This is a genomic window from Kocuria sp. HSID16901, assembly GCF_003989425.1.
GTDB classification, from domain to species: Bacteria; Actinomycetota; Actinomycetes; order Actinomycetales; family Micrococcaceae; genus Rothia; species Rothia massiliensis.
The window spans coordinates 21,078-44,354 of sequence record NZ_RBLM01000010.1; the positions used below are offsets into that span (position 1 = coordinate 21,078).

Annotated in this window: 23 protein-coding genes and 2 pseudogenes; 13 read left to right on the top strand and 12 right to left on the bottom strand. The window is 64.3% G+C overall.

Going from position 1 to position 23,277, the window contains the following annotated elements:
* Positions 1-10: 10 nt before the first annotated feature.
* The 3 genes from D8M21_RS10515 to D8M21_RS10525 form a co-directional block, all read right to left on the bottom strand.
* Positions 11-1,486, bottom strand: coding sequence for an NAD-dependent succinate-semialdehyde dehydrogenase (locus D8M21_RS10515; RefSeq protein WP_048683420.1), 1,476 nt, complete (start codon positions 1,484-1,486; stop codon positions 11-13).
* A 109-nt stretch (positions 1,487-1,595) separates the two neighbouring features.
* A complete protein-coding gene (locus tag D8M21_RS10520) occupies positions 1,596-2,489 on the bottom strand; it encodes a universal stress protein (RefSeq protein WP_048683293.1) in 894 nt (297 codons plus the stop codon).
* Entirely contained in the window at positions 2,486-3,934 is a 1,449-nt protein-coding gene (locus tag D8M21_RS10525; RefSeq protein WP_048683298.1) for a flavin monoamine oxidase family protein, read from the bottom strand. The genes D8M21_RS10520 and D8M21_RS10525 overlap by 4 nt, the downstream gene beginning before the upstream one ends.
* Before the next feature lie 138 nt (positions 3,935-4,072).
* Here D8M21_RS10525 and D8M21_RS10530 point away from each other — a divergent pair, with 138 nt between their 5' ends.
* Positions 4,073-4,795 carry a TetR/AcrR family transcriptional regulator gene (locus D8M21_RS10530; protein ID WP_048683300.1) on the top strand — a complete coding sequence of 241 codons (723 nt, stop codon included), beginning with the start codon at positions 4,073-4,075 and terminating at the stop codon, positions 4,793-4,795.
* 50 nt (positions 4,796-4,845) lie between these two features.
* On the opposite strand, the gene D8M21_RS10535 is transcribed toward D8M21_RS10530, so the two are convergent.
* From D8M21_RS10535 to D8M21_RS10545, 3 genes are all read right to left on the bottom strand, one after another.
* A complete protein-coding gene (locus D8M21_RS10535) occupies positions 4,846-6,378 on the bottom strand; it encodes an APC family permease (protein ID WP_048683422.1) in 1,533 nt (510 codons plus the stop codon).
* 185 nt (positions 6,379-6,563) lie between these two features.
* Positions 6,564-8,288: an amidase gene (locus D8M21_RS10540; protein ID WP_048683303.1), complete on the bottom strand. Its 1,725-nt coding sequence runs from the start codon at positions 8,286-8,288 to the stop codon at positions 6,564-6,566.
* Positions 8,285-9,337, bottom strand: a complete 1,053-nt coding sequence (locus tag D8M21_RS10545; RefSeq protein WP_126855854.1) for an agmatine deiminase family protein — start codon at positions 9,335-9,337, stop codon at positions 8,285-8,287. The genes D8M21_RS10540 and D8M21_RS10545 overlap by 4 nt, the downstream gene beginning before the upstream one ends.
* A 230-nt stretch (positions 9,338-9,567) precedes the next feature.
* Here D8M21_RS10545 and D8M21_RS10550 point away from each other — a divergent pair, with 230 nt between their 5' ends.
* Positions 9,568-10,641, top strand: a complete 1,074-nt coding sequence (locus D8M21_RS10550; protein ID WP_048683309.1) for a YdcF family protein — start codon at positions 9,568-9,570, stop codon at positions 10,639-10,641.
* Here the strand turns inward: D8M21_RS10550 and D8M21_RS10555 are convergent.
* Together D8M21_RS10555 and D8M21_RS10560 are read right to left on the bottom strand one after the other, a co-directional pair.
* The gene (locus D8M21_RS10555) at positions 10,638-11,294 is read right to left on the bottom strand and encodes a WbqC family protein (RefSeq protein ID WP_048683311.1); all 657 of its coding nucleotides are present in this window, start codon (positions 11,292-11,294) and stop codon (positions 10,638-10,640) included. The genes D8M21_RS10550 and D8M21_RS10555 overlap by 4 nt on opposite strands.
* On the bottom strand, positions 11,291-11,911 hold the full coding sequence (locus D8M21_RS10560) for a PIG-L deacetylase family protein (protein ID WP_048683316.1): 621 nt from the start codon (positions 11,909-11,911) through the stop codon (positions 11,291-11,293). Before D8M21_RS10560 ends, D8M21_RS10555 begins: the two co-directional genes overlap by 4 nt.
* Before the next feature lie 215 nt (positions 11,912-12,126).
* Here D8M21_RS10560 and D8M21_RS10565 point away from each other — a divergent pair.
* The 9 genes and pseudogenes from D8M21_RS10565 to D8M21_RS10605 all read left to right on the top strand — a co-directional run.
* Positions 12,127-12,384 (top strand): annotated as a pseudogene (locus tag D8M21_RS10565) (LLM class flavin-dependent oxidoreductase); the annotation flags it as partial.
* A gap of 45 nt (positions 12,385-12,429) precedes the next feature.
* On the top strand, positions 12,430-13,866 hold the full coding sequence (locus tag D8M21_RS10570; RefSeq protein WP_126855856.1) for a recombinase family protein: 1,437 nt from the start codon (positions 12,430-12,432) through the stop codon (positions 13,864-13,866).
* A gap of 182 nt (positions 13,867-14,048) precedes the next feature.
* Positions 14,049-14,261 (top strand): hypothetical protein, encoded by a 213-nt coding sequence (locus D8M21_RS10575; RefSeq protein WP_053446998.1) that lies wholly within the window; start codon positions 14,049-14,051, stop codon positions 14,259-14,261.
* Positions 14,261-14,509 (top strand): helix-turn-helix domain-containing protein, encoded by a 249-nt coding sequence (locus D8M21_RS10580; RefSeq protein ID WP_035123395.1) that lies wholly within the window; start codon positions 14,261-14,263, stop codon positions 14,507-14,509. Before D8M21_RS10575 ends, D8M21_RS10580 begins: the two co-directional genes overlap by 1 nt.
* Positions 14,506-14,844 carry a hypothetical protein gene (locus D8M21_RS10585; RefSeq protein ID WP_081046168.1) on the top strand — a complete coding sequence of 113 codons (339 nt, stop codon included), beginning with the start codon at positions 14,506-14,508 and terminating at the stop codon, positions 14,842-14,844. The genes D8M21_RS10580 and D8M21_RS10585 overlap by 4 nt, the downstream gene beginning before the upstream one ends.
* Complete coding sequence (locus D8M21_RS10590; RefSeq protein WP_053446999.1) at positions 14,828-16,249, top strand: Rep family protein; 1,422 nt, start codon at positions 14,828-14,830, stop codon at positions 16,247-16,249. The genes D8M21_RS10585 and D8M21_RS10590 overlap by 17 nt, the downstream gene beginning before the upstream one ends.
* On the top strand, positions 16,246-16,836 hold the full coding sequence (locus D8M21_RS10595; RefSeq protein WP_035123391.1) for a hypothetical protein: 591 nt from the start codon (positions 16,246-16,248) through the stop codon (positions 16,834-16,836). The genes D8M21_RS10590 and D8M21_RS10595 overlap by 4 nt, the downstream gene beginning before the upstream one ends.
* Positions 16,833-17,294 (top strand): annotated as a pseudogene (locus D8M21_RS11660) (relaxase/mobilization nuclease domain-containing protein); the annotation flags it as partial. The gene D8M21_RS10595 and the pseudogene D8M21_RS11660, both read left to right, overlap by 4 nt.
* A 412-nt stretch (positions 17,295-17,706) precedes the next feature.
* Complete coding sequence (locus D8M21_RS10605) at positions 17,707-18,594, top strand: hypothetical protein (protein ID WP_038989747.1); 888 nt, start codon at positions 17,707-17,709, stop codon at positions 18,592-18,594.
* An 18-nt stretch (positions 18,595-18,612) separates the two neighbouring features.
* On the opposite strand, the gene D8M21_RS10610 is transcribed toward D8M21_RS10605, so the two are convergent.
* Positions 18,613-18,915, bottom strand: coding sequence for a hypothetical protein (locus D8M21_RS10610; RefSeq protein ID WP_081275423.1), 303 nt, complete (start codon positions 18,913-18,915; stop codon positions 18,613-18,615).
* Positions 18,916-18,964: 49 nt separating this feature from the next.
* Positions 18,965-20,389: a mercury(II) reductase gene (gene merA / locus D8M21_RS10615; protein WP_061225165.1), complete on the bottom strand. Its 1,425-nt coding sequence runs from the start codon at positions 20,387-20,389 to the stop codon at positions 18,965-18,967.
* 106 nt (positions 20,390-20,495) lie between these two features.
* Between merA and D8M21_RS10620 the strand changes: the two genes are divergently transcribed.
* Entirely contained in the window at positions 20,496-20,885 is a 390-nt protein-coding gene (locus tag D8M21_RS10620) for a heavy metal-responsive transcriptional regulator (RefSeq protein ID WP_042529932.1), read from the top strand.
* A 39-nt stretch (positions 20,886-20,924) separates the two neighbouring features.
* Positions 20,925-21,701, top strand: a complete 777-nt coding sequence (locus tag D8M21_RS10625) for an LLM class flavin-dependent oxidoreductase (RefSeq protein ID WP_126855858.1) — start codon at positions 20,925-20,927, stop codon at positions 21,699-21,701.
* A gap of 23 nt (positions 21,702-21,724) precedes the next feature.
* Here D8M21_RS10625 and D8M21_RS10630 read toward each other — a convergent pair whose 3' ends face one another.
* Together D8M21_RS10630 and hpaH are read right to left on the bottom strand one after the other, a co-directional pair.
* The gene (locus tag D8M21_RS10630) at positions 21,725-22,504 is read right to left on the bottom strand and encodes an HpcH/HpaI aldolase family protein (RefSeq protein WP_126855859.1); all 780 of its coding nucleotides are present in this window, start codon (positions 22,502-22,504) and stop codon (positions 21,725-21,727) included.
* Entirely contained in the window at positions 22,489-23,274 is a 786-nt protein-coding gene (gene hpaH / locus D8M21_RS10635) for a 2-oxo-hept-4-ene-1,7-dioate hydratase (protein ID WP_048683322.1), read from the bottom strand. Before hpaH ends, D8M21_RS10630 begins: the two co-directional genes overlap by 16 nt.
* Positions 23,275-23,277 lie beyond the last annotated feature (3 nt).

The following is a 23,277-nucleotide window of genomic DNA, read 5'->3' on the forward strand; positions in this document are numbered from 1 at the left end:
CGGGGGGGTATCAGTGCCCTGCGTAGGGGTCTTTGATGCCGATGTATTGGATTGTGGTGTATTCGTCGAGGCCTTCGGCCCCGCCTTCGCGGCCCAAGCCGGACTGTTTGACTCCGCCGAACGGCGCGGCCGCGTTGGAGATAACGCCCGCGTTGAAGCCCATGAGGCCGAAATCGAGATGGTCGGAAACCCGGAACATGCGCGAGGTGTCTTGCGTGTACACGTACGAGGCCAGACCAAACTCCGTGGCATTGGCCAGCTTCATCGCTTCTTCTTCGGTCGAGAAGGTCACGATGGGTGCCACCGGACCGAAGATCTCCTCGGTGATGACTCGGGCGTCGCTTGGCACATCGGCCAGGACGGTCGGCTCGTAGAAGTAGCCGGCACCCTCCCCTGCCTTCCCTCCGACGAGCACTTTCGCCCCGCGTTCGGTGGCGTCGTCGACGAGCTCGGAAATGGATTTCAAGGCCTTGGCCTCGACGAGCGGACCGCAGGTGGTTTTCTCGTCCAGTCCGTTACCCATGGTGAGCTCCGAAATCTTCGCGGCGAATTTCCGGCCGAATTCCTCGGCCACGGATTCGTGCACGAGGAACCGGTTGGCCGCGGTGCAGGCCTCGCCGGTATTCCGCATTTTGGCACCCATCGCCCCAGCAACGGCGTCGTCCAGGTCAGCGTCCTCGAAGACAATGAACGGCGCGTTCCCACCGAGCTCCATGGAGGTGCGCAACACGTTCTCCGCGGCCTTGGCCATCAGCTGTTTGCCGACCTCCGTCGACCCGGTGAAGGAGACCTTACGCAACCGGGAATCTTCCATGATCGGATTGGAGATCGCCGAAGCCGAAGCACCCGAGACGACGTTGAGGACACCCGCCGGCAGACCGGCGTCGAGCATCGTCTGAGCGAAGTATTGGCTCGTCAAAGGGGTAAGCCGGGCCGGCTTGAGAACCATCGTGCAACCAGCTGCCACGGCAGGGGCGACCTTCCGGGTTCCCATGGCCAGCGGGAAATTCCACGGCGTGATGAGCAAGCAAGGGCCGACCGGCTTGCGGACCGTCAACATCCGCAGGTTGCCCTCGGGCGTTGGGGCGTATCGACCGTAATCACGAACGGCTTCCTCCGAGAACCACCGAAGAAATTCACCGCCATAAACGACCTCGCCGCGGGCCTCGGCCAGGGGCTTGCCCATCTCGAGGGTCATGAGCGTCGCGAACTCTTCCTTGCGTTCTTGCACCAGGTCAAAAGCACGCCGGAGGATGTTGGACCGTTCCCGCGCGGGAGTTGCAGCCCATTCGCCCTGAACCTCGCATGCAGCGTCCAAAGCGGCACGGGCGTCGTCGCTCGTGCCCGAAGCCAAACGTGCGATCGTCTCACCGGTTGCGGGGTTTTCGACGTCGTACGTGCCGCCGTCGGAGGCATCCCGCCAGGTTCCTCCCATCAACAAGCCGGTGGGAACGCGAGCGAGCAAAGCATCAACATCGATGGCCATGGTCTCAACCTCTTTCGTGTGTCCTATGGCAGGGATCGTACCCTCGTTAACCATTAGGAAAAATTTGTTTCATGATATGCCAGAACAGCCCGAATCGCCTCTGGCCGGGCTAGATGGCCTTCATCTGACCGGTCCACGGTTGAGACTCGGAGCCATACCGCCCCGGGTGGTAGTCGCGTGGGACCACCACCACAGGGATCGGCAGCCGCGAGAGTATCGCGGATGTCGTGGTCGACAGGAAGAGTTCACCGCGCTGAGCCAGCTTGGATGAACCGGCCATCAGGATCGCGCCCTCCTCCCACTCGACCGATTCCACGGCCTCCGCAATACCGCGGCCATGACCCACGACGACCTTCAGCTTCTCGGGCTCCTCCGGACGGACGCTGGAATCGGCCACGAGCTTCTCGACCGCCGCTTGCGCGCGACCGTCGTCTTCAGCGGAGGAACCGTTCACCATGCACACCAGGCGAACGGGCAACTCCGTGCGATTCAGGGTCGCGATGGCTTCCTCAACCAGGCCGATCGAGTCCACCTTGGGGCTAACAGCGCAGTCGATCGAGGTGATCGACGTCGATTCTTTGTAACTACTGGGGGCCATGATCACCGGCAACGTGGCGCGGTGCAGCAACGCATTGCCGACCGATCCGATGCCGTGCCACAGCCAAATGCTGTGCGACGATCCACCAACGATGATCGCCCCGGCGTTAACGACCTCAGCCATCTCCATGAGACCCGCCGCGACATTCGCCGAACGCCGCAGATGATATCTGGCGGTGACGTCCTCCGGGACCAGGGAGGCGGCCTCGCGCAGCCACTCTTTGGCCTGACGCTCCACCAATTCCGTGTAGTTGCCCATTCCCCGGAGCACGCCGGTGTAGGCGTCCTCCACTTTGAGGACGAGCACCACATCGAGCTCGGAATTCATGGACCGCGCGAGCGCGATGCCCAGATTCAGGGCGTCGCGTCCCTTCTGATCCGCGGTATAGCCGACGACGTATTTCATAGTGAATCCACAATAACGGCGGCGGTCTTTTGCCCCATCCGGACGGCTCCGTCAACGTGCTGGTAGCCCTCCGCGGCAATATCCGAGCAGGACCAGTGGATCGGGCCGACCGGCTCGGACTGATCCATGCCGTAACGATGCAGACCGCCGAGATCGTAGCTCGCGGCGTAGGCCCCACGAGTCCATTCTTCGTTGCCCCAGTCGGACTCGTAATAGACCACCGGGTTCTTGGCTTCTTCGCCCAGCAGTTCGGCGATGGATTCGAGGATGGCTTCCTTGCGTTCCTGCTCGGACATCGCGAAGACGTGGTCCGCCTTTTCGTCGGACACGAATCCCACGAGTGTTCCACGCGCTTCTTCCTCGCCGGTGGCAGGGTCCACGTTGGTGTTGTCGTAGACCTCCTGGACCAGGGAATCGGCAGAGAATGCGGTACCGGAGAGTCCCTTAGCCCGCCAGAACGGGGTCTCGTACACGGCGTGCACCTTAATAACGAGGCCCAGGGACTGATGCTGATGCAACTGGTGTTGGCGACGCGGGAGAGCCGGGACGTAGGAAATGCGGCTGTAGAGGTTGGGCGGAACCGCGACGACTGCCCGGCGGGCATGCACAATCACGCCGGCACCGGTGGCCTCGCCCGATTCGGAGAATTCCTCAGCCTCGACCAAAACCGGGTATTCGCCCTCTTCCTGCCACCGCAACACCCGCACAGGGTGACCCGTGATGACGTCTCCCCCGAGGCGCTTCGCCATGGCCTCGGAGACGGACTGCATGCCACCAATGACGCGCTTATCCAAGATGAAATCTTCATCCACAAGATTCGAGAACGAACCAGCCGAGGCCGCCATCAGCACGGCCTGTAGTGCGGAGAAGGCGTGGGAAGGCTTGGTGAGCATGCCACCGGCCACGAAAAGTCCGATGTTATTGCAGGCCTCTTCGTCCGACGATTGCTCCCGGAGCCAATGGTGGAAGGAAATGGTGTCCAACTCGCGCGATTGGGGATGGGCCCAAGGCTCGTGCGGCCCGATCTTCGCCGCGAGATCGTCCAGAAGGTCGATCAAACGCTGCATTTCCTGCTCGGTCTCCTGGGAAACCGGGAACATCTCGCCGGTGTACTGCGTCACCGTTCCATCCGGAGCGCGGTAGATGCCTTTGCCCTCGCGGTAGCGCGAGAAGGTGCCCAAGCCGAGTTCTTCGACGAGGTCTGAGAGCACCGTTTGATCCGGGGAAATCCACTGACCGCCGATCTCCAAGAACGCGCCGTCCACGTGCTTCGACCAGGTGCGCCCACCCACACGCTCGCGGGCCTCCACCACGGTGACGGTCTTGCCGGCTTCGCGGAGCTTGGTGGCAGCGGACAAGCCGGACGGTCCCGCGCCGATCACGACGACGTCGGACTCGCGGACCGTCCATGAGGAGTGCTGAGGATTATGGGGATTGGCGTTCATGATTCGACCTTTCGGGGAATGCGTTGGTACTAAACGAATCAGTTTCGTTTATATTATCGGTGCCTCTGACCTTTGTGAAGTGAGGAGGGGGCTACTGCCACGTTTTTGTGGAAATCTCCGCCGGGTAAAGTCTTCGGTGTGGAAACCAAGGCGACGAGACGACGAGGGCGACCGCCCCGCAGCATCCTGAATTCCGAGACGATCGTGCGGACGGCTCGGGATCTCATGGAGACCAACGGGGAAAACTTCACGATGACGATGCTGGCCAAGCGCCTTGGCGTCGCGGTCTCCTCGCTGTACAACCACGTGGAATCTCGCGATGAGATTTTCGCGAAGATCTCGGACGACGTCGTCCGGGGCATCGACGTTCGCCCGCTGAATCGATTGGCGAGACGCATGGACCGGGTCGCCGGCGGAGCGCAGGATCCTGCCGAAACCGCATCCGCGTGGCGTACCGCCGTCGAGAAATGGGCTCGCTCGTACTACCGGGCCTTTGCAGCCCAACCCTCCGTGGTGGCAACCCTCGCTCTGACGCCGGTGGCCGAAGCGCCTCAGACCCTGGTGATGTATGAGGCCGTGACCAGGGGTTTCCTCGCCGCAGGCTGGCCGGAAGACCAAGTGTTGCGCGTCGTCGAGACGTTGGAGTCGTTCCTGCTCGGAACCGCCATCGACGCAGCCGCGCCCTCCGACATCTACTATCCCGGTGAACAGAAGGACGAGTTTCCGGTGATGTCCCGGCTGTACGCCGCCCGCGCCCATCTCAGCGGGCCTGAAGCCGCCGAGGAGGCTCTCGACGTCGGCCTCACCAGCATCATGGACGGGCTTGAGGGGCGGCTGCGCGAGACTCTCTCCGCCGCCTGAACCACCGAAAGTTCGCCCCCGCAACACCGCAAGCAGCCCGATCTCCGACATCACGACTGATCCACAGATCCCGGCGCGATGACGTTCTGACCGCGGAAGAAGGTCGGCAGCTTCCGGGACAGCAACAACATCACGACGACGCCCAAAACAAGCACGCCCATTCCAAGGTAAAAAACGAGGCCGATACCAAAGAGGGATGAACCGGACCCGTAGGACGGGTCGAAAGAATCGATCGTCGTCTGCACGAAGAACACCAATAGCATGACCCCGCCCAACAGCGGCCCAACGAACTGGGTCAGGATGGTCCGCGCCGAGGAGAAGGCGGTCTTACGGAAATACCAGACGCACGCGAGCGCCGTCAGCCCGTAGTAGAAACAGACCATGAGACCCAACGCGGAAATCGTGTCCCACAGAACGTCTTCCGAAACCACGCGCATGATCGCGTAAAACAAGGTGGCGATGACGGTGGCCGTGACGGTCGCGGCGCTCGGGGTTTGGAATTTGGGGTGAATTCGGGAGAGCCGCTGAGGGAGCGCTCCGTAGTAGCTCATCGAGAGCATGGTGCGGGCCGGAGAAACCATCGTCGACTGCAACGAGGCGATCGATGACATCAGTACGGCGATGGACATGAGAATACCGAGCGGGCCCAGAACGGGGGTGGCCAAGGCGGCGAACACGTTTTCCTGGATGTTTCCGTTGGTGAGCCCAAGTTGACCATCGCCGACGCCGGAATATGCCAACGTTGCGCACGCGACCAGCAGGTACAGCACGACGACGATGCCGATCACGAGCAAAGCCGCCCGGCCCGGCGTCTTATCCGAACCCTCGGTTTCCTCATTGAGCGTCAGTACCGTGTCCCATCCCCAGTAAATAAAGACCGAGAGGGATAGGCCAGCCGAGAATGCGGAGAAGGAATCTATGTGGAGGGGGTTGAACCATTCCAGACTCGGCATATGACCGTCGAAAGCGGTGCCATTTCCGACGTGGATGAAGGCCACCACGGTGAATGCGAGCATGACGAGAAGCTGGAAACTCACGAGGAATATTTGGAATCTCTTGGTCTCTTCGACGCCGCGATAGGAAACCACACACGCCCCCGTCATAAATACGACGCAGGTCAGGATGTTGAGAGGAATGTTGCGCGTCAAATCCGCGATCGCGTCGTTATGGAAGATCTGGGAGAGCAGTAGGTAAAAGAAGTCCACACCGATTCCTGCGAGGTTTGATAACACCAGAATCGTGGAGGCCAACAAACCCCAGCCGCCCATCCAGCCCACCCAGGGACCGAAAGCTTTGGTGGCCCAGGTAAAGGTGGTTCCCGAATCCGGCATGGCCGAATTCAGTTCTCGATAGCCCAGCGCGACCAGCAACATCGGGATGAACCCGAGCAGGAACACAGCCGGGAGGTGAAATCCGACCACCGACACGGTCGGACCGAGCGCACCCGACAGCGTGTAGGCCGGAGCGATGGTGGAGACGCCGATGACGGTCGCCCCCACCAAACCGATACTGGCGGCGCTGAGCCCTTTGGCTTGCCGAGCGATGTCTCGATCGACGGTGGTGGAGGCGCCCTGCTTCGACATGGACACGACGGGGGAGGTCGAGGTGTGGATCGTGACGCCAGCGTTGCCGGAAGTGCCATTGCGCTTTCCGGAGGGTGCTTCTGAGGACATGTGTTCCTCCTATGGGGAGAGAAAATGAGTAGAGCCACTCACCAGGGGGATGAGCGAAGACTGCGAAGACGACGTGCCGTTCTGACGCTGGGGGGTTAGCGATTCAGACGCGGCGTTCGTTTCGGTTCGGTGCGCCGGGGCCCCAAGGCGTCGAAGGCGAATCCGAGCTCCAAAAGGTGGTTATCCGAATAAGCCCGGCCCGCGAAGGTCAGGCCTACCGGCATCTCAATGTCGTCGAGGGTTCCCATGGGTACCGTCACCGTGGGGATCCCCAAGTGCCGGATCGCCAGGTTCCCGTTGGCTACCCACACCCCGTTACGCCACCCCTGATCGGCCGATTCGGGATTGACGTCCATATCGGCGGGGGCGACGTCGGCGAGGGCGGGAAACACGACGGCGTCCAGACCCCGCTCTTCCATCCATTCCTCGAGATCGACCTGCCGCGTTTTTTCGAGGCCTGGCAGGCCCTCACGAATTTCGGGAATCTGATCCAGCGACTCGATCGGGCATTCCCTGATCAGATCGGGGTACGTCGCGATGTCGTCGTCGAATCCGTCGTAGCGATCCGCCAAGGCGCCGTCCGGGTGCGGGAAGATGTCGTCACCGTCCACGCAGGTCAGGTCGGGAAGGTTAGGGTCGGCGTTGGACCGGAGGAAATCGTCCCAGGCCCACGCTGAGAGTTCCGAGATTTCTCGATCAAGATACTCCCCGGTGACAAAACCACGCGTGCGCACCGTGGGTTCGCCAGGACGATCACCTTCATACCGGGTGACCACGGGGAAATCGACCTCGACGACACGAGCGCCAGCGGCTTCGAGGTCCGCCCGGGCACGCTCCCATAGAGTCACGACGCTCTCGCGCGTCCGAATGGGCTGCCCCGTCGAGCCGCCGATCCCCGGGTTTTCCGCGGTGCCAGCGTCGGGATCCTGGTTGATATACATGCGCGGAACCCCCAAGGTCTTTCCCTTGAGGTAGCTCTTCGCAGCCACGGCGCTTTCGGGGACCAAAGCGGTGTACGAGTCGGGACGCACCTCGGAGGCCTTCGGAATCGGCACGACGTCTTGGACCCGCCAAAAATCGCCACGCGCCGTTTCGTCATCCGCCACGACGACGTCGAGAATCTCGGCGAGGTCGGAAGCGGTACGAGCGTGCGGAACCACCACATCCATGGTGGGAACCAGGGGCCAATTGCCCCGCACCGAAATCACTCCGCGCGACGGCGTGTAGGCAAAGAGAGCATTACATGACGCGGGAGCACGGCCGCTGGACCAGGTTTCTTCCGCCAGACCAAAGGCGGCAAAACTCGACGCCGTCGCCGTGCCCGAGCCATTGGACGAACCCGAACCGAAAGCCGAGGTCAGCCTGTCTGCTTTATAAGGGCTCTCGGCTCGGCCATACAGCCCCCGTTGCATCCCACCGTTGGCCATCGGGGGCATGTTGGTGAGTCCCACACAGATCGCACCGGCGGCACGGAGCCGCTCAATCGTGAATGCGTCACTTTGGGCGACCAACTCGCCGAATGCGGGACTTCCCGCCGCGGCCGTCAGGCCCTCGACGAGGTAGCTGTCTTTCGCGGTGTACACGATGCCGTCCAGAGGCCCGAGCACGCGTCCTTCGGAACGACGCCGATCCGAGGCTTGCGCTTCGGACCTCGCCCGAGGATTGCGCACAATCACGGAGTTCAGCATCGGCCCGGCGACGTCGTAAGCGTCCATGCGTGCCATGTATTCGTCGAGCAGCCCCTCGCTGGTGATGTCGCCTGATTCGAGGGCAGCCCGCAGCTCCGCGATACTGGCTTCAACTACGTCGATCCGGCTCACGAGCGATCACCCACGGTGGGCTGCTGCTGGGTGATGCAATGGATTCCTCCGCCGCGTTCGAAGATCGGGCGCGCCTCGACCGAGACGACCTCGCGCCCCGGATACGCCTCCGAGAGAATTTCTCGGGCTCGACCGTCCGCCCGATCCTCGCCGAAGGAACAGGCGACCACCACACCGTTGGCCACGTAGTGGTTGATGTAGCTGAAATCCACCGGGCCGTCGGCATCGCTCAGGCGTTCCGGTGCGGGGACCTCGAGGATCGACAGGCGACGCCCATCGGCGTCGGTCTGAGTTTCCAGAGCTTCCCGAATCTGGACCATGGCCTCGTGATCCGGGTGCTCGGGATTTTCCTGGGCGTGCAACAAGACAGTCCCGGGTGAAGCGAAGGTCGCGACGATGTCCACGTGGCCGTTCGTGCCGAACTCGTCATAGTCGCGCGTCAAACCACGAGGCAACCAGATGACTTTGCGGGCGCCCAAGGTCCTCGCAAATTCGGCCTCGACGCGCTGGCGGTCTGCGTAGGGGTTGCGCCGTCGGTCCAGTTGAACCGTTTCCGTGGCCAAGACCGTGCCCTGGCCGTCCGTGTGGATGCCGCCGCCCTCGTTGACTAAAACCGAGGAAACGACCTGGGCGGATTGAGGTGTTCGGGAGTGTTCCGCGACCCACCGGCCAAGCTTCGCCGACTTCTCCCAGTCCGCCCACTCGTTGGCACCCCATCCATTGAAAATCCAGTCCACTGCTCCAAGACGCTCGGGGTCTTCGTCGTCTCGCACGAAGGTTGGACCGATATCGCGCATCCAAAACTCATCGACCGGAGCCTCAAGAACGTCGATACCTTCACCCAGCAGATTTCGGGCGCGTGAAACCTCAGAAGGGTCGGCCACCATGGTTACGGGCTCGTATTCTGCAATGGCACGAGCGACGGCGGACCACGCCTCGTATCCTTCGGTTCGTTCGGCATCGCTCGCACCAAGGGTTTGACCTTCACAGGGGAAGGCCATCCATGTGCGTTCGTGGGGCGCCGTTTCGGCGGGCATGGTCCAAGCCATGTGGGTATCTCCTTTCGGAAACGACCAACTCGTCCGCTCGTCCGCAGGGATTTCCGACGAACTTAACGAACCTGGTTCGTTACGTTGAGAGCCAGGCTACAGGCAGAGCCGGCATCTTGTGAACCCACTCACCTTTTTTGTGCCTGAATTACTTTGGGGTCCGGCTTGGATAGAGTCGAGACACCCAGTCCGACTCTCGAGTACGGACCAACTCCTGCCCCACGGACACGATGTATTCACCTCACACCGCCACCCATCTCTTCTACATTGCGCTCGGGCTCGGAATGCTGGGCTACTGCGTCGCGGGATTTCGGCGCGCCGGCCATCGACTTCGCTACGGTGCGTGCAGCATTGTCGGCGTGCTGATGATCCTCAACTCGGCGTTGAGTCTTTTGTCGCAAACCAACCTCGATTGGCTGACTTTCATCATGGGCCTCGTGGTCCTTCTGGCCATGTTTGCCCTCATGGTCGGCTATGTCAGCCTAATCGTGTTCTTACTGATCAACGGCGCCACGATCATCCGCAAGGAAGGACGTCGGCCCAAAAATCTGTTGGCGCTGGGGGCAGGGCTATGGATGATCGCGCTTCCGTTCGGCGTCATCGTCATCTTCATTCTCGCCGCGAGCGGCGCCACTTGGGTGGCGGTGGTGGCAGGCATGGTTTACGCCCTGCTGTGGTACGCCACCGGCTACATCGCTTTCTGCTTCTTAAGCTTCCTCATATCCACGCTGGCGTACCGTCGCCTCTCGGCTCGCTTTCACCCGAAATACGTGATCATTCTCGGGGCTGGCCTGATGGGTACCAAGGTCACGCCACTGCTCGCCTCGCGATTGGACCGCGCCGTGATGGTGTTCCGCCGCGAACAGGCCGCAGGGCGTACCCCCATGTTGATCCCCAGTGGAGGTCAGGGCCCTGATGAGGTGGTGCCGGAGTCTCACGCGATGCGCGAGTACCTTCTCGAACAGGGCATACCGGACGAATTCATCCGGGTGGAAGATCAGTCCACAACCACCTTGGAAAACCTGCGCTTCTCTCAACGGCTCATGGATGACCCCAAGGCCCCGGTTTACGTCGCAACCAGCGACTATCACGTGTACCGTGCGGCCATTTTCATGAACCGAGTGGGACTCAAGGGACGCGGCGTCGGCGCCAAAACGGCTCGCTACTACGTCCCCAGCGCCTTCCTCCGCGAATTCGCCGCGATCATAGTTGCCAACCGCTGGATCCACCTCATCGCACTCACGCCCATTGCTCTCGGCACGCTCGCGATCGTCGCCCTCGTCGTGATTGCCCAAATGAACTAAAGACGTTGCTGATCGCCAGCACGCCGAAGGATCGCTGGCATGGGATCCTCCAGGTCCATGAGCAGGCTCACCACGCTGTCTCCGGTGATGTGTTCGTGATCGGACCACGTCAGGGTAATTCCGTGGTCGGCAAAATACCCTTCGGGATCCTCGCCCATGTAGGCGCGTCCGCCCGCACCGGCCAAGTATTCGTCCCCACCCACAGCCTGAACCTGCTCAATCAACCGATCTCTGGCATGAGCTTGCGGCGGGTCCGTAAAGAGGATCGGCGTGGTCAGGCCCAGGAGTTCACGGATGAGGTAGATCAAGGAAAGATTGACTTCGTCCAGGCGCGTCCCTTCAGCGGCAAGGATCCGCTCGCACAGGTCGGCACCGCGCTGTTTCCACAGGGGTGCTCCACGATACCTACCCGAAATGGTATCCACGAGCCGCTGTTGCCAGCCCTCCCGAACGACGACGTCCGTGATCGGCACGAGCGACGGTTTGCCTTCCAGCATGTGCGAGCACCAGCGATCCCGCATGGTCACCCGACGTTGATACCCGTGCTTCTGGAACTGATCATGCTTCGAGACGATGAAGGCATCACTTGTGGCCATTTTGAACCAGAACCCGGAGTACGGCAGAAGGTCCGGCTGATGAATCGTGACCTTCATGAGCGCACGTGCCTCACGAGTGCATACTGCTCGGCAAAGGGCAATCCGCGCACCTTGCCAACGGCCGCCGCAAGTTCCTTGATCGCGTTGATCGGATGGGAGTCTCCGGGGGTTTCGGATTCATAGCAACGGCAGGCTTCGGCCTTGAGCTCGGCGTCAGTCTCGGTCAGCGGCTCGAAAACGTTCCAGCGGAGGTCGCTCGGATACAGGCTGACGTCGTACACCGCGACGTCGTAGACGTAGACGCTGGGAGTGCTCCAGTGATCATGGGACATCGACAAACGCGACGTCCTCATACCGGCCTCATACGCGGAAATGTGATCTTGATGGAGCGAAGGGAACGGGAGGTAGAGCTCGTCGGGCCGAACGTCTCGGCAGACTCGGTCCAGTTCGCCGACGAGATCCGCCATGTGTTCGCCGACGCTCCCGTCCGGAAGATTGAGCTCGATCACCTCCGTGATACCCAAAGTGCTCATGGCCGCCTGGAACTCGCGCCGTCGGGTTTCATTGCCCCTTGCCGTCACCACGACGACGCACTCTTGCGGATACTTGGCCAATAAGCCTCCACACCCCATGCTTTCGTCATCCATATGGGGTGCGACGATGAGTCTCTTCATGTGGTTCCTCGATGTGGTTCGAATGGCTTGGACAGTCATGCTCGCTGACCACAGAGTAACAACGTTCCTGGAGGTGAGGTCCGCGATTTCGAAGCGACCCTGATATACGTGCCGTCAACGCTGGTAGGCGAAGGCCCTCGAAATCCACAGGGCAGGCAAGACGTTGGCCCTAGTGGAAGCGGAATAGGTTGCGCCTGCCCGGGGTTGAGATCGATGTGAATACACGCAAGAGCATCGGCTTCCTCTCCTTCGGCCACTGGGCTCCACACCGCTCCTCAGCAACCCGTAGTGCCGGCGACGCTTTGACCCAAGGCATCGACCTGGCCGTCGCCGCCGAAGAATTAGGCGTCGATGGCGCCTACTTCCGAGTGCACCATTTCGCCCGACAACTCGGCACGCCCTTTCCCCTGCTCGCTGCAGCAGGCGCGAAGACCAGCACGATCGAGCTCGGCACGGGCGTCATCGACATGCGCTAGAGCATGTCGCGGTTGTGACACTCGTTCCGTAAGCTTGGTTGCATGGTCGAACTGGTAGCGCTGAGGAAGACGAACGAGGTGGCCGCGTACGTCCGCGCCTCCATGGACCGCAAGGGCGACCGCTGGACGGTCGATACGCAGCTGAGGAAGATCAGGGCGCTGGCCGAGGCCAAGGACTGGAACGTCGTCGAGGTCTACGAGGACAACGCCGTGTCGGCGACGAAGAAGCGCCGCGCTGGCACCCGCTGGGCCGAGATGCTGGACGACGCCCGCGCGGGCCGCTTCTCGATGGTGGTCGCCGTGGACATGGACCGGCTGCTGCGCAGCACGAAGGACCTCAACACCTTGATTGACCTGGGGCTGCGGGTCGTCACCGTGGACGGCGAGATCGACCTCTCGACGGCCGACGGTGAGTTCCGAGCGACGATGCTCGCGGCACTGGCCCGGTTCGAGGCCAGGCGTAAGGCGGAGCGTCAGATCAGGTCGAACGAGCGCCGACGCTTCGAGGGCATCCCGACGAGCGCCTGGAAGGCGTTCGGGTGGACGCGAGAGGGCGAGCTGATCCCGGTGGAGGCCGACGCCGTCCGGCGGGCCTTCGCCGCGTTCCTCGGCGAGCCGTCGCTGTCGATCCGGCGAATCCGCGAGGATCTGAACGGTGCCGGTCATCTCACCGCCCGCGGGTCGGAGTTCTCCGTCGATGCCGTGCGCTACCTCCTGGCGAACCCGCTCTACGCTGGCTACATCAAGCACTACGCGTCGGGCGAGCTGTACCCGGTGCAGGGCGACGCGTTCCCGCCCATCGTCGGCGAGCAAACGTGGCGGGCCGCGGTGGCGAAGCTGGAGGACAACGTGCGAAGGTCGGCGAGGCAGGGTAACCAGCCGAAGTACCTTCTGTCCACGATCGGGCTGTGCGGGAAGTGCGGCGCGACGCTCGTCTCCGGGACGAACAGTCGCAAGCAGCCGACGTACCGCTGCGGCGAGCAGTTCCATCTCACCCGCCAGCGCGAGCCCGTCGATGCGATGGTGACCGAGGCGGTGCTCACCCGCTTGTCCTCGGTGGATGTGCACAACCTCGTGATGCCGCAGGAGGACGATGGGCCAGATCACGAGGAGTTGCTGACGGAGCGGAACGCCCTGGTCGAGCGGGTGAAGGAGCTGAGCCCGCTGCTGCGTGACATCCATCAGCCGGTCCTGGAGATCACGGCGGCGATCAACGACGTGAAGGCCCGCATCGATGAGATCGACGCGGAGCTGCTCGACCGTTCGGTGTCGGTGGCGGCGAAGTTGCTCGCGGACGTGGACGAGCCGGTCGGCACCGCGGAGCGCCGCGAGGTGGTCGAGGCGAAGTGGAAGACGTTGGACGTGGACCGCCGCCGGATGCTCGTGGACGAGCTGGTGACGGTGACCATCGAGCCCATCGCGCCCGGTCACGTGAAGTTCGACCCCGACCTCATTCGTATAGAGCCGCGTCGCGACTGACACGCGAGTCGACTCGTCAGTGGACTGGTGAGTCGACTCGTGGGACGATGGTTGCAGACAAGAAGATCCCACCGGGGGCCAGACTTTGAAGCTGGCGGTACTACTCCCGGATGAGTAGCCGGTCAAACAGCCCAATTACCGTGGCGGGGAACCGGAAGCACACTCATGTTTGAGGACTTCCGATGTCTGTCGTTATCGACGCTCCCCGCGCATCTGCGCTGGACTGCCCTGGGCTCGACCAGGATTCGACCCCCGATCCGCAGGCTGATGGGCTCGATCCCGTCATCGCTGCCGCCCTCGCCGCCGGTCGCCGAGCTGGTGAGCGCCTGGCCCGCACGCCGCTGACTCCGCGCCAGCGGGCCGCGGTCGCCGCCGTGATGGGTGGTGATCGCTGATGAGCGCCAACTCCGCCGCCTTCGCCCACGTGAACGGCTTCCGCTGGCGTGTGGGCGACCCCACCCTCGCCGACAGCGAAGCGCACCTCTACGACCTCGGCGTGCTCCGCTCCGTGCTGGAGGAGGCCGTCGAGATGGCCGTCGCCGATGCCCGCGCCGACGGGGTGACCTGGGCCAAGATCGGCGACGCCCTCGGCGTCACGCATCAGGCCGTCATCAAGCGTTACCGCAAGGGTGGTGCCCGATGAACGCCGCCGAACGCACCAGCGCCACCGCTCCCGCTGACCTGACCAGCCCGACCGATGGGCCTGGCCTGGCATCCGCCGGAGGCGGGCTGCCCGTCGTCGTGATGCCCGTCCTCATCCGTGCTCCGCACTCCAAGAGTTCTGGAAGCCTCATCCGTTCCTACGGGCGCGGCAAGGGCTTGTCGATTGCCGCGCCATGCAACAACATGCCTGGTCAGCTGCCGGTTTCGCCTTCGCTCCACCGCGTGACCCCGCAGGATCATTTGGGGGTCAATAGGGGGTCATTTAAGGCGCCGCACGCTCCTTCCGACGTCCTGGGCGGTGGTCGCCGTGGCTAAGCAGGAGAACAACCCGACGAGCATCGGGCTCACGCAGTACCTCGATCCGTCGTACTGGACCTGGGCCGCCGAGGACGCGAACGGGGCCGCGCTGCTCCAGCAGGGAGCCGGGGCGATCCTCGCCTACGTGGTGCAGCGGCTCGAGGCGATCGGCTGTGAGGTCGTCGAGGCCTACGGCATCGTGCACGACAAGGACGAGCGCGAGGTCTGGAGCGACACCGAGAAGACCCTCGTGGTCGAGCCGAAGCCGGATCACCTGCACGCGGTGATCAAGTTCGCCAGCCGCGCGAAGAGCGCGCCTCTGGATCGGCTCGCGTTTGGCATCGGCGTCGAACCGCAGTACGTCGAGAAGCCCGGTCGCGGGCGGTACGCCTTCGACAACATGCTCTCGTACCTGACGCACGTGAAGTACGCGGACAAGCACCAGTACGCGCCTTCGGAGGTCGCCACGGTGCGCGGGCCGGACTACCTCGGCATCGACGCCCAGCGCCGGGAGACGTGGCTCAAGGGTCGCGCCCACGTGAAGAAGAAGGTCGTCGCCGAGAACTTCGAGGACATGCGCGAGCGCGTGCTCCAGGGCGAGATCACGCGCGATCAGATCATGCTTACCGATGAACTGTTCGACATCTACTCGCGGCATCAGCGGGAGATCGACGATGCCCTGTCCGCCTACGGTCAACGCCGCGCGTACCGGGCGGCGGCGAAGCTACGCGCCGGTGAGTTCTCGACGCACGTGGTATTCGTGCACGGGGATGCCGGTATCGGCAAGACCCGGTTCGCCACGGACTTCATCACCGAGGCGATCAACGCGGCGAACGCCCACGGCGAGCGGTGGCAGGTCTACCGGGCCGCCACGGGGAACCCCCTCGATGACTGGCGCGGGGAGGAAGTGCTGCTGCTCGACGATCTGCGCGCCTCGGCGATGGACGCGAACGACTGGCTGCTGCTGCTCGATCCGTACAACGCCTCCCCGGCGAAGGCGCGCTATAAGAACAAGGGCGAGGTGGCCCCGCGTCTCATCGTCATCACGGCGACGATCGAGCCCGTCGAGTTCTTCTACTACGCCCGTCAGAAGGGCAACGTGGACGAGGCGCTGGACCAGTTCATCCGCCGCCTGGCCTCGGTCGTGAAGGTCTACCGTGCCGACGAGATCAACCGCTACCTCGTGCAGCACATCGGAAGGATCGAGCCCTACGAGTGGCATCAGTGCAGCGTTCCGGCCGCCGCGCACACGCCCGGCATGTACGGGAACGCGTACCACCGGAACGCCGGGTCACGGGAACTGACCTACGGTCCGGAGACCTCGGCCGACCACGACGCGGACGGCGCGGTCGCGGAGCTGCTGAGCGGGCTCGCCGTGCGGAGTCCGGACGTGCCGCTGGCACTGATCGGAGGTGCCGCATGAGCACCGAACTGGACGCGCTCTTCCAGGGGGTCGAGGGGGCCGGAGGCCCCTCGCAAGCAGGCATGGAGGACACGAGCGTCAGCGATGTGTCTGACATGCCTACTGCTTGCCACTCTGGCGTACAGGTGGAGCAGCAGACCGACTCCCAGGTGAACACGGGTCGGGCTGATGCGGAGGCTGTGCGGCAGAGTCACGGCGGCGCGAAGCGTCGTCGTGGGGGCCGCGCGAAGCTCGATACCGACTTCGGAGAGGCCACGCTCGCGGCGCTTCGCACTCGTGCGAAGCGGCTCGGGCTGGCTCCGAGCACGTGGGTGCGGGCCGTCGTGCGCGATGCCCTCCACGCCTCTCGGAGCGAGGAGCTGGACGCCGCCGTGGCCGCGCACCTGCTCGGCGTCGAGGCGCGCGCGCAGGTGTCGGCGGACGCGCGCGAGCTGGCCGCGCAGATCCGCCCGCTGGCGATCAACGTCAACGACCTGGACCACCGAGCACGTGCCGGTGAGGCGGTGGCGCTGTCGTCGGAGGTGCCCGAGCTGATCGAGCTGCTGCGCGAGGTCCGCGCCCTGCTCGGTGATCGGACGGCGTCATGAGCACGACGCACTACAGCCCGAGCGCCAGCGCCGCCGACACGGAGCGCTATATCCGGGGCAAGGAGGACGAGCGGGGCGTCGCGATCACGTGCGATGTGCCGGGAGGCCCCGGCGCGTTCTCGGCGCGCGCTCGGGCGCTCACGCAGAACACGACGCGCGAGGTCGAGGCGCTGCACTACCGCCAGTCGTTCAGCGACGAGGAGTTCGACCCGAAGAACCCCGAACACGTGCAGCGGGTGAATGATCTGGGCTACCTGCTGGCGAAGCGGATGCACCCGGACTCGGACTGCCTCGTGGTGACGCATGTGGATGGACGTGGCCGCAAGCCGCACAACCACATCTTGGTCGTCAACCACAACAACCGCACCGGGAAGGCGCTCTCGGACTACCGCACGTTCCACGACCGCAAGGCAGGGAACCAGCGGGGCGTGCAGTCGGCAAACGACGAGCTGATGCGCGAGCACGGCCTCTCGGTCGTAAAGCGGCTGGAGCACCCGCCGAAGGACTGGGAGCTGCGCCGCGAGGACTTCGCCGAGGGGTCGCTCGACCGGGAGATGGGCGACCGGATGAGCGCCGCTCTGGCCAATCCCCGGTCGATGGACAAGGCCGGCCTCGAATCGGTGATCGCGGAGCAGAACCAGCAGCTTGGCGACGACGGGAAGCAGGTGCCGCGGATGCGCCTGCACACCGCCGTGAGCAAGCGGGGCAAGAACGTCGGCAAGGAGACGTGGACGCTCTACATCGAGGACCGCCGAGGTGAGTCCGGGCGCGCCGAGCGCCGTAAGCGCACCAGCGCCCTCTCGGCGGACTTCACCCCAGAGGGTGCGCATGCGTTCTTCGACTATCACCAGCAGCAGAAGGAGCAGGACCATGAGCGCAGCGCTCGACAGGCTGAAGCAGCAGAACGGGCCCGTGCAGTCGCCGCAGCCGCTCGGCAGTCCGGAGACGATGGAGCTGTTGACCTCGATCCTCGCCGCCGTCGAGGCGCAGAATACGAGGATCGCCACGCTGACCGAGCAGCAGAAGAAGCTCGCGGGGTTCGTGAAGGTGGACAGCGAGGAGCAGGAGAAGCAGCTCTCCGCGATCTCGCATCAGCTGACCTCAACGTCGCCGCCGCCGGAGTCGAACGAGAACAGCGAACTGCTCGCCGGAATCGCGTCCACTCTCGCGGGTATGAGCGTGAACCTCAACGGGGAGAGTCTGAAGGGCTCAGCCTCTAAGTCCGAGGCTGCCGCCAAGCATCTCGATGAGAGCCGGGCTAAGTTCGAGCGGGCCGCGAACGGTGCGCAGAAGGCCTGGCGGGAGTCGATCACCCAAGCCAGCGCCGAGGCGACGAGCGCGATCAGCACGGCCCGGGATCAGGCTGTGCAGTCGATCGAGAGGGCCGCTGCCGACGCCGGGGCCGTGGCAACAGCCAAGATTGACGCCGCGAACGAGCGGGCCGAAAAGATCATCGCCACAACGGCGAAGCTGGAGGCCCGTCAGCTTTGGTCTGTCGCCGCGTCGATGTGCCTCGCGCTGCTGCCGGTCGCAGTGATCGTCGCGGGTGTTTGGATGGCCGTCGCCGGGCTTATCACGGGCGCTCAGTGGGCCCTCGACGTGGACGGGAGCGTGTGGCTCGGGATCGGTCGCTGGCTCGTGGTCTCCATGGGCCTCGCCGGGGCCGGCTACGGACTCTTCGCGTCCGTCCGCTGGGTCGCCGGTCTCGTGGAGACCTGGAAGGGCCGCGGGATGCCGAGGTGGCCCCGTTGGCGGTGATGGCTGGATCCGATCGAGCTACCGGTTCCGATCAGCAGTCGAAGGATTTTCGCAGCAGCCAGTCCTGCGGCCTCGGTGCCGCCGCCGTAGCCTGACGAGCATCCCGGCCGTGACGGCCATCGCGACGGCGATCCCGGCACCGATGATCCAGGGATTGCCGAGGAGCCCTCCGACGCCTGCGAGTGCTCCGCCCGCCGCGATGAGCGGCAGGCCGCAGCAGAGCAGCAACGGAAGCGCGCAGCATGCCAGTAGGAGCAGCCCGGTCCCTGCGGCGACGATGGGACCGGCGCGCCGTTCGTCGCGGTCGTGATCGGCGCTCATCGTCTGCACCTCTTCCGGATGAGATCTCCCCGATTGCATGCGTTGCCGTTCATGCGCAGCACGAGAGCAGTGACGGGTCGGTGGTGAAGGACTTCGCGGCGATCCGGATGCCTTCGGTCATGGTCAGGTAGGGGGCCCAGGCGTCGGCGACTTCGGCGATGGTCTTGCCGAGCACGTGGACGCCTGCGGCGGCGAGTTCCCCGGCGTCCTTGGCGACGGCGGTGAGGCCGAGGATCTCGCTCGTATCGGCGTTCACGACGATCTTGATGAACCCGCGGGTGTCGCGGTTGATCACCGCCCGGGGCACATACTCCAGGGGCAGCACGCGGCAGTCGCAGCGGATCCCCGCGGCGACGACCTCCTTCTCGGTCATCCCGACCGCGCCGATCGCCGGTCCGGTGAACGTCACCCGCGGCAGATGGGAGTAGTCGACGGACCGGTCGGCGTCGGCGAACGCGTTCTCGGCGACGAGGGTGCCGTGGTGGGCCGCGACGTAGACGAACTCCGGGTGCCCGGTCACGTCGCCCGCGGCCCAGATCCGCGGGTTCGACGACTGCAGATGGTCGGAGACGACCACCTCGCCGGAGTCCCCGGTCTTCACCCCGACCGCATCGAGGTTCAAGCCGTCGGTGACGGGACGGCGTCCGAGGGCGACGAGCACCTGGTCGGCGCGGAACTCCTGCGAGCCGCCGGACACGTCCGCGGTAACCACGACCTGCCCGGTCGCCGCGTCCCGGGACACCCGGGTCGGCACCGCGCGGCGGACCACCCGGATGCCCTCGTCGGCGAACACCTCCTGCAGTGTCCGGGACACCTCCGGCTCCTCCTTCGACGCGAGCCGGGACCGCACCAGCACGGTGACCTGGGAGCCGAGGCGGGCGAACAGCTGCGCCTGCTCCAGGGCAACGTAGCCGCCGCCGAGCACCAGCATCGACTCGGGGACCTCGGTCAGGTCCATCGCCGTGGTCGAGGTCAGGTACCCGGCCTCGTCCAGGCCGTCGATCGGCGGAGCCCACGGCCGCGCACCGGTGGCGACCAGGTAGTGCTCGGCCTCGATCGTCTCGACCGCTCCGTCTGCGGCGGTGACCTCCAACACCGGCGCGTCCGGGGTGCCCGCGAACCCGGCGTCTCCCCGCCGGACGTGCCACCCGTATGAATCGGCGACGTCGGCGTACTTCTCGCCCCGCATCGTCTCGACCAACGCCTGCTTCCCGGCGATCAGCGCGGGCATGTCCACTGGGCCTGCCGTCGTCGCGATCCCCGGGAACCGGTCGGCGGCGTCGGCGGCGACGTGCCGTGCATCGGCGGCGGCGATGAGGGCCTTCGACGGCACGCAGCCCGTGTTCACGCAGGTGCCGCCGAGCGTGCCACGCTCGATCATCACCACCGACTTCCCGAGCATGGTCGCGCGAATCGCGGCGGCGAACGCTCCGCCGCCCGATCCGATGATGGCGAGATCGTACTTCGTAGGCATCGCTGCTCCCGTCAAGGCTTGGACTTCTGTTCCGTTTCAGCCATACTGGACCTTCCAGTGCAGGGGAAGGTCAAGCGTGGCCCCTGCCGAATGATCGGAGGCCGCAATGCGCATCGGAGAACTCGCCGAACGCGCGGGCACCACCTCGAAGACGCTCCGGTTCTACGAAGAGCAGGGACTGCTGCCCCCGGCCGACCGGACGCCATCCGGGTACCGCGACTACGCGCCCGACGCCGTCGCCCGGATCGACTTCGTTCACCGTGGCCAGGCCGCAGGCCTCACCCTCGCCCAGATCCGCCAAATCCTCGACATCCGCGACAGCGGCCACGCGCCCTGCGAGCACGTGCGAGACCTCCTCGACGCGCGCCTGGCCGAGATCGAGCAGCAGATCGCCCAGCTCACCGCCCTGCACGGCACCATCGCCGACCTCCGGCACGACGCCGCGCACCCGGACCCCGACACATGCAGCCCAGACCAGGTCTGCCGGTACCTGTAGAGGGACGCGGACCGAGAAAACGAGAGCCATAACACGAACATGCGCTATTCCAACCCGATGACGTTCGCCGAAGATGCGGCCGCGGCCGACCTCATCGCCGGCGGCCGGCTTCAACTGGGGCTCTCCCGAGGGGCGCCGGAGCAAGTCATCGACGGGTGGAAGTATTTTGGCTTCGAACCTCAGGACCATGAATCCGCCCCGGATATGGCGAGGCGTCACACCCTGGAGGCGCTAGACGTCATGACGGGGCGGCAATTCGCCCAGCCCAATCCGCATCCGATGTTCCCCAACCCGCCAGGCCTCTTGCCCCTAGAACCTCAGTCGGAAGGCCTTCGCCAGCGCATCTGGTGGGGTGCTGGCTCCGACGCAACGGCACGTTGGGCTGCCCAGAACGGCATGAACCTCATGTCCTCAACCCTTAAAGACGACGAAACCGGCGAACCGTTTCACGTGCAACAACGCAAACAGATTGAGGAATTCCGGAAGGAATGGGCCAAGCACGACCACGGATTTGAGCCCCGAGTCTCGGTCTCACGCTCAATTTTCGCGATCACGAATGACCAAGACAAGCGCTATTTCTTGGCCTCGGGCGACGGTGAGGACCAGTTCGGAATCATCGACAACACCCGCTCCGTATTCGGCCGTTCGTACATCGACGAGCCTGACATGCTTATCGAACGCCTCCGCCACGACGAGGCGATCCAGGCAGCCGACACCCTGTTGCTGACAGTGCCCAATCAGCTCGGCGTGGACTACAACGCCCACGTGATGGAGTCGATCCTGACGCACGTGGCACCGGGACTCGGGTGGCGCTAAGCCCCCCGCCCGGGGTCACGGGGTCACGGAACGAACTTCTCCGCCAACCCCCGCGAGGCCTGAGTGAGCAGCTGAACGTCCGCACCCACCAGCACAAACGAGGCACCTGCGTCGAGATACTTCCGAGCCTGCTCGTGGTTGAACGCATTCACGCCAACCTTCTTCCCGGCTGCCCGCACCTTCTCAAAAACTGAAAGCACCGCTGCCGTGACGTCCGGGTGGGTCTGTTCACCGAGCAGGTCCATGGAGGCGGCCAGATCCGACGGCCCCACAAAGACGGCGTCGACGCCGTCCACCGCAGCGATCTCCGCAGCCTGCGACACCGCAGCTTCCGACTCAATCTGCACCGTCAGCGAGATCGTTTCCTCGGCTGCGCTCAAGTACCCCTCGACGGCGCCCCATCGCGAGGCTCGCGCCAATGCTGAGCCCACTCCCCGCACGCCTCGCGTCGGGTAACGAACGGCCGCCACGGCCTGACGCGCTTCCTCGGCCGAATCGATCATGGGAACCAACAGGTTTTGGGTCCCGAGGTCCAGGAACTGCTTGATGGTCGCGTCGTCGAGCACAGGAACGCGCACCATCGGCGTGATCGGATAGGGGGCGACGGCGCGCAACAACGAGGCCGTGCTTTCCAGTCCGATGGGCGAATGCTCGCCGTCGATAAGAACCCAGTCCAGCCCCGAACAACCCGCGATTTCTGCAGCGACGGGCGAGCCGGAGCACACCCACATACCGACGAGCGGCCTCTCGGCGGCCTGCACATCGCGGGCGAAGGTCTGCGGAAGTTCTACGCGAAACGGCATGTGATGGCCCCCAGATCTCCATAGTCGGCGTGCACGGTATCTCCTTGATGCACCCACAGGGGGCGGGTAAAGGAACCGGCCAGAATGATCTCTCCGGCCTTGAGCTTGTCGCCGTGAGCCGCGAGCTTGCGGGCTAGCCACACCACCCCGGCGGCCGGGTGGTTCAGGACAGCCGCGGCCACACCGGTCTCCTCGATGGTCTCGTTGCGGTACAGCATCGCCGCGACCCAGCGTAAGTCCGTCACGTCGGGAGTGATGGGGCGACCACCCAGAACCATCGCCCCGAGAGCGGCGTTGTCGCTGATCGTATCCACAATGGTGCGCCCCTCCATCTCGACGCGAGAGCTCAGAATCTCCAACGCCGGAGTCACGTATTCGGTGGCCCGCAGGACGTCGTAAATGGTGACGTCCTCGCCGTCCAGGTCCTCCTTGAGCACAAACGCGAGCTCCACCTCAATGCGCACGTTGGAATACTGCCCGTGCTCGATCACCGAACCGCTTTCGTACACCTGGTCGGCGAATATGGCGCCATAATCCGGCTCTGTGATGCCGGTGGCCTGCTGCATCACCTTCGAGGTCAAACCGATCTTGCGACCCACCAAGCGTCGTCCCGCTTTCTCACCCCGACGTCGCCACTCGTTCTGCACCGCGTAGGCGTCCTCAACCGTCATCTCGGGATACCGAGCCGTCAGGCGAGGGATCATGGTGCGGTTTTCCTCAGCCTGCGCCAGATCATCGGCAATGGAGCTGAGTTGGTTCTTCTCCAGCATTGT

Excerpts from the sequence above, each read along its gene's own strand:
- D8M21_RS10585 (WP_081046168.1), top strand. The coding sequence starts at position 14,506 with ATGAACGCCGCCGAACGCACCAGCGCCACCGCTCCCGCTGACCTGACC.
- D8M21_RS10545 (WP_126855854.1), bottom strand. The coding sequence starts at position 9,337 with ATGGCTTGGACCATGCCCGCCGAAACGGCGCCCCACGAACGCACATGG.
- D8M21_RS10550 (WP_048683309.1), top strand. The coding sequence starts at position 9,568 with ATGTATTCACCTCACACCGCCACCCATCTCTTCTACATTGCGCTCGGG.
- D8M21_RS10575 (WP_053446998.1), top strand. The coding sequence starts at position 14,049 with ATGTCTGTCGTTATCGACGCTCCCCGCGCATCTGCGCTGGACTGCCCT.
- D8M21_RS10625 (WP_126855858.1), top strand. The coding sequence starts at position 20,925 with ATGCGCTATTCCAACCCGATGACGTTCGCCGAAGATGCGGCCGCGGCC.
- merA (WP_061225165.1), bottom strand. The coding sequence starts at position 20,389 with ATGCCTACGAAGTACGATCTCGCCATCATCGGATCGGGCGGCGGAGCG.
- D8M21_RS10580 (WP_035123395.1), top strand. The coding sequence starts at position 14,261 with ATGAGCGCCAACTCCGCCGCCTTCGCCCACGTGAACGGCTTCCGCTGG.
- D8M21_RS10515 (WP_048683420.1), bottom strand. The coding sequence starts at position 1,486 with ATGGCCATCGATGTTGATGCTTTGCTCGCTCGCGTTCCCACCGGCTTG.
- D8M21_RS10560 (WP_048683316.1), bottom strand. The coding sequence starts at position 11,911 with ATGAAGAGACTCATCGTCGCACCCCATATGGATGACGAAAGCATGGGG.
- D8M21_RS10570 (WP_126855856.1), top strand. The coding sequence starts at position 12,430 with ATGGTCGAACTGGTAGCGCTGAGGAAGACGAACGAGGTGGCCGCGTAC.
- D8M21_RS10535 (WP_048683422.1), bottom strand. The coding sequence starts at position 6,378 with ATGTCGAAGCAGGGCGCCTCCACCACCGTCGATCGAGACATCGCTCGG.
- D8M21_RS10610 (WP_081275423.1), bottom strand. The coding sequence starts at position 18,915 with ATGAGCGCCGATCACGACCGCGACGAACGGCGCGCCGGTCCCATCGTC.
- D8M21_RS10605 (WP_038989747.1), top strand. The coding sequence starts at position 17,707 with ATGAGCGCAGCGCTCGACAGGCTGAAGCAGCAGAACGGGCCCGTGCAG.
- D8M21_RS10630 (WP_126855859.1), bottom strand. The coding sequence starts at position 22,504 with ATGCCGTTTCGCGTAGAACTTCCGCAGACCTTCGCCCGCGATGTGCAG.
- D8M21_RS10525 (WP_048683298.1), bottom strand. The coding sequence starts at position 3,934 with ATGAACGCCAATCCCCATAATCCTCAGCACTCCTCATGGACGGTCCGC.
- D8M21_RS10620 (WP_042529932.1), top strand. The coding sequence starts at position 20,496 with ATGCGCATCGGAGAACTCGCCGAACGCGCGGGCACCACCTCGAAGACG.
- D8M21_RS10555 (WP_048683311.1), bottom strand. The coding sequence starts at position 11,294 with ATGAAGGTCACGATTCATCAGCCGGACCTTCTGCCGTACTCCGGGTTC.
- D8M21_RS10595 (WP_035123391.1), top strand. The coding sequence starts at position 16,246 with ATGAGCACCGAACTGGACGCGCTCTTCCAGGGGGTCGAGGGGGCCGGA.
- D8M21_RS10520 (WP_048683293.1), bottom strand. The coding sequence starts at position 2,489 with ATGAAATACGTCGTCGGCTATACCGCGGATCAGAAGGGACGCGACGCC.
- hpaH (WP_048683322.1), bottom strand. The coding sequence starts at position 23,274 with ATGCTGGAGAAGAACCAACTCAGCTCCATTGCCGATGATCTGGCGCAG.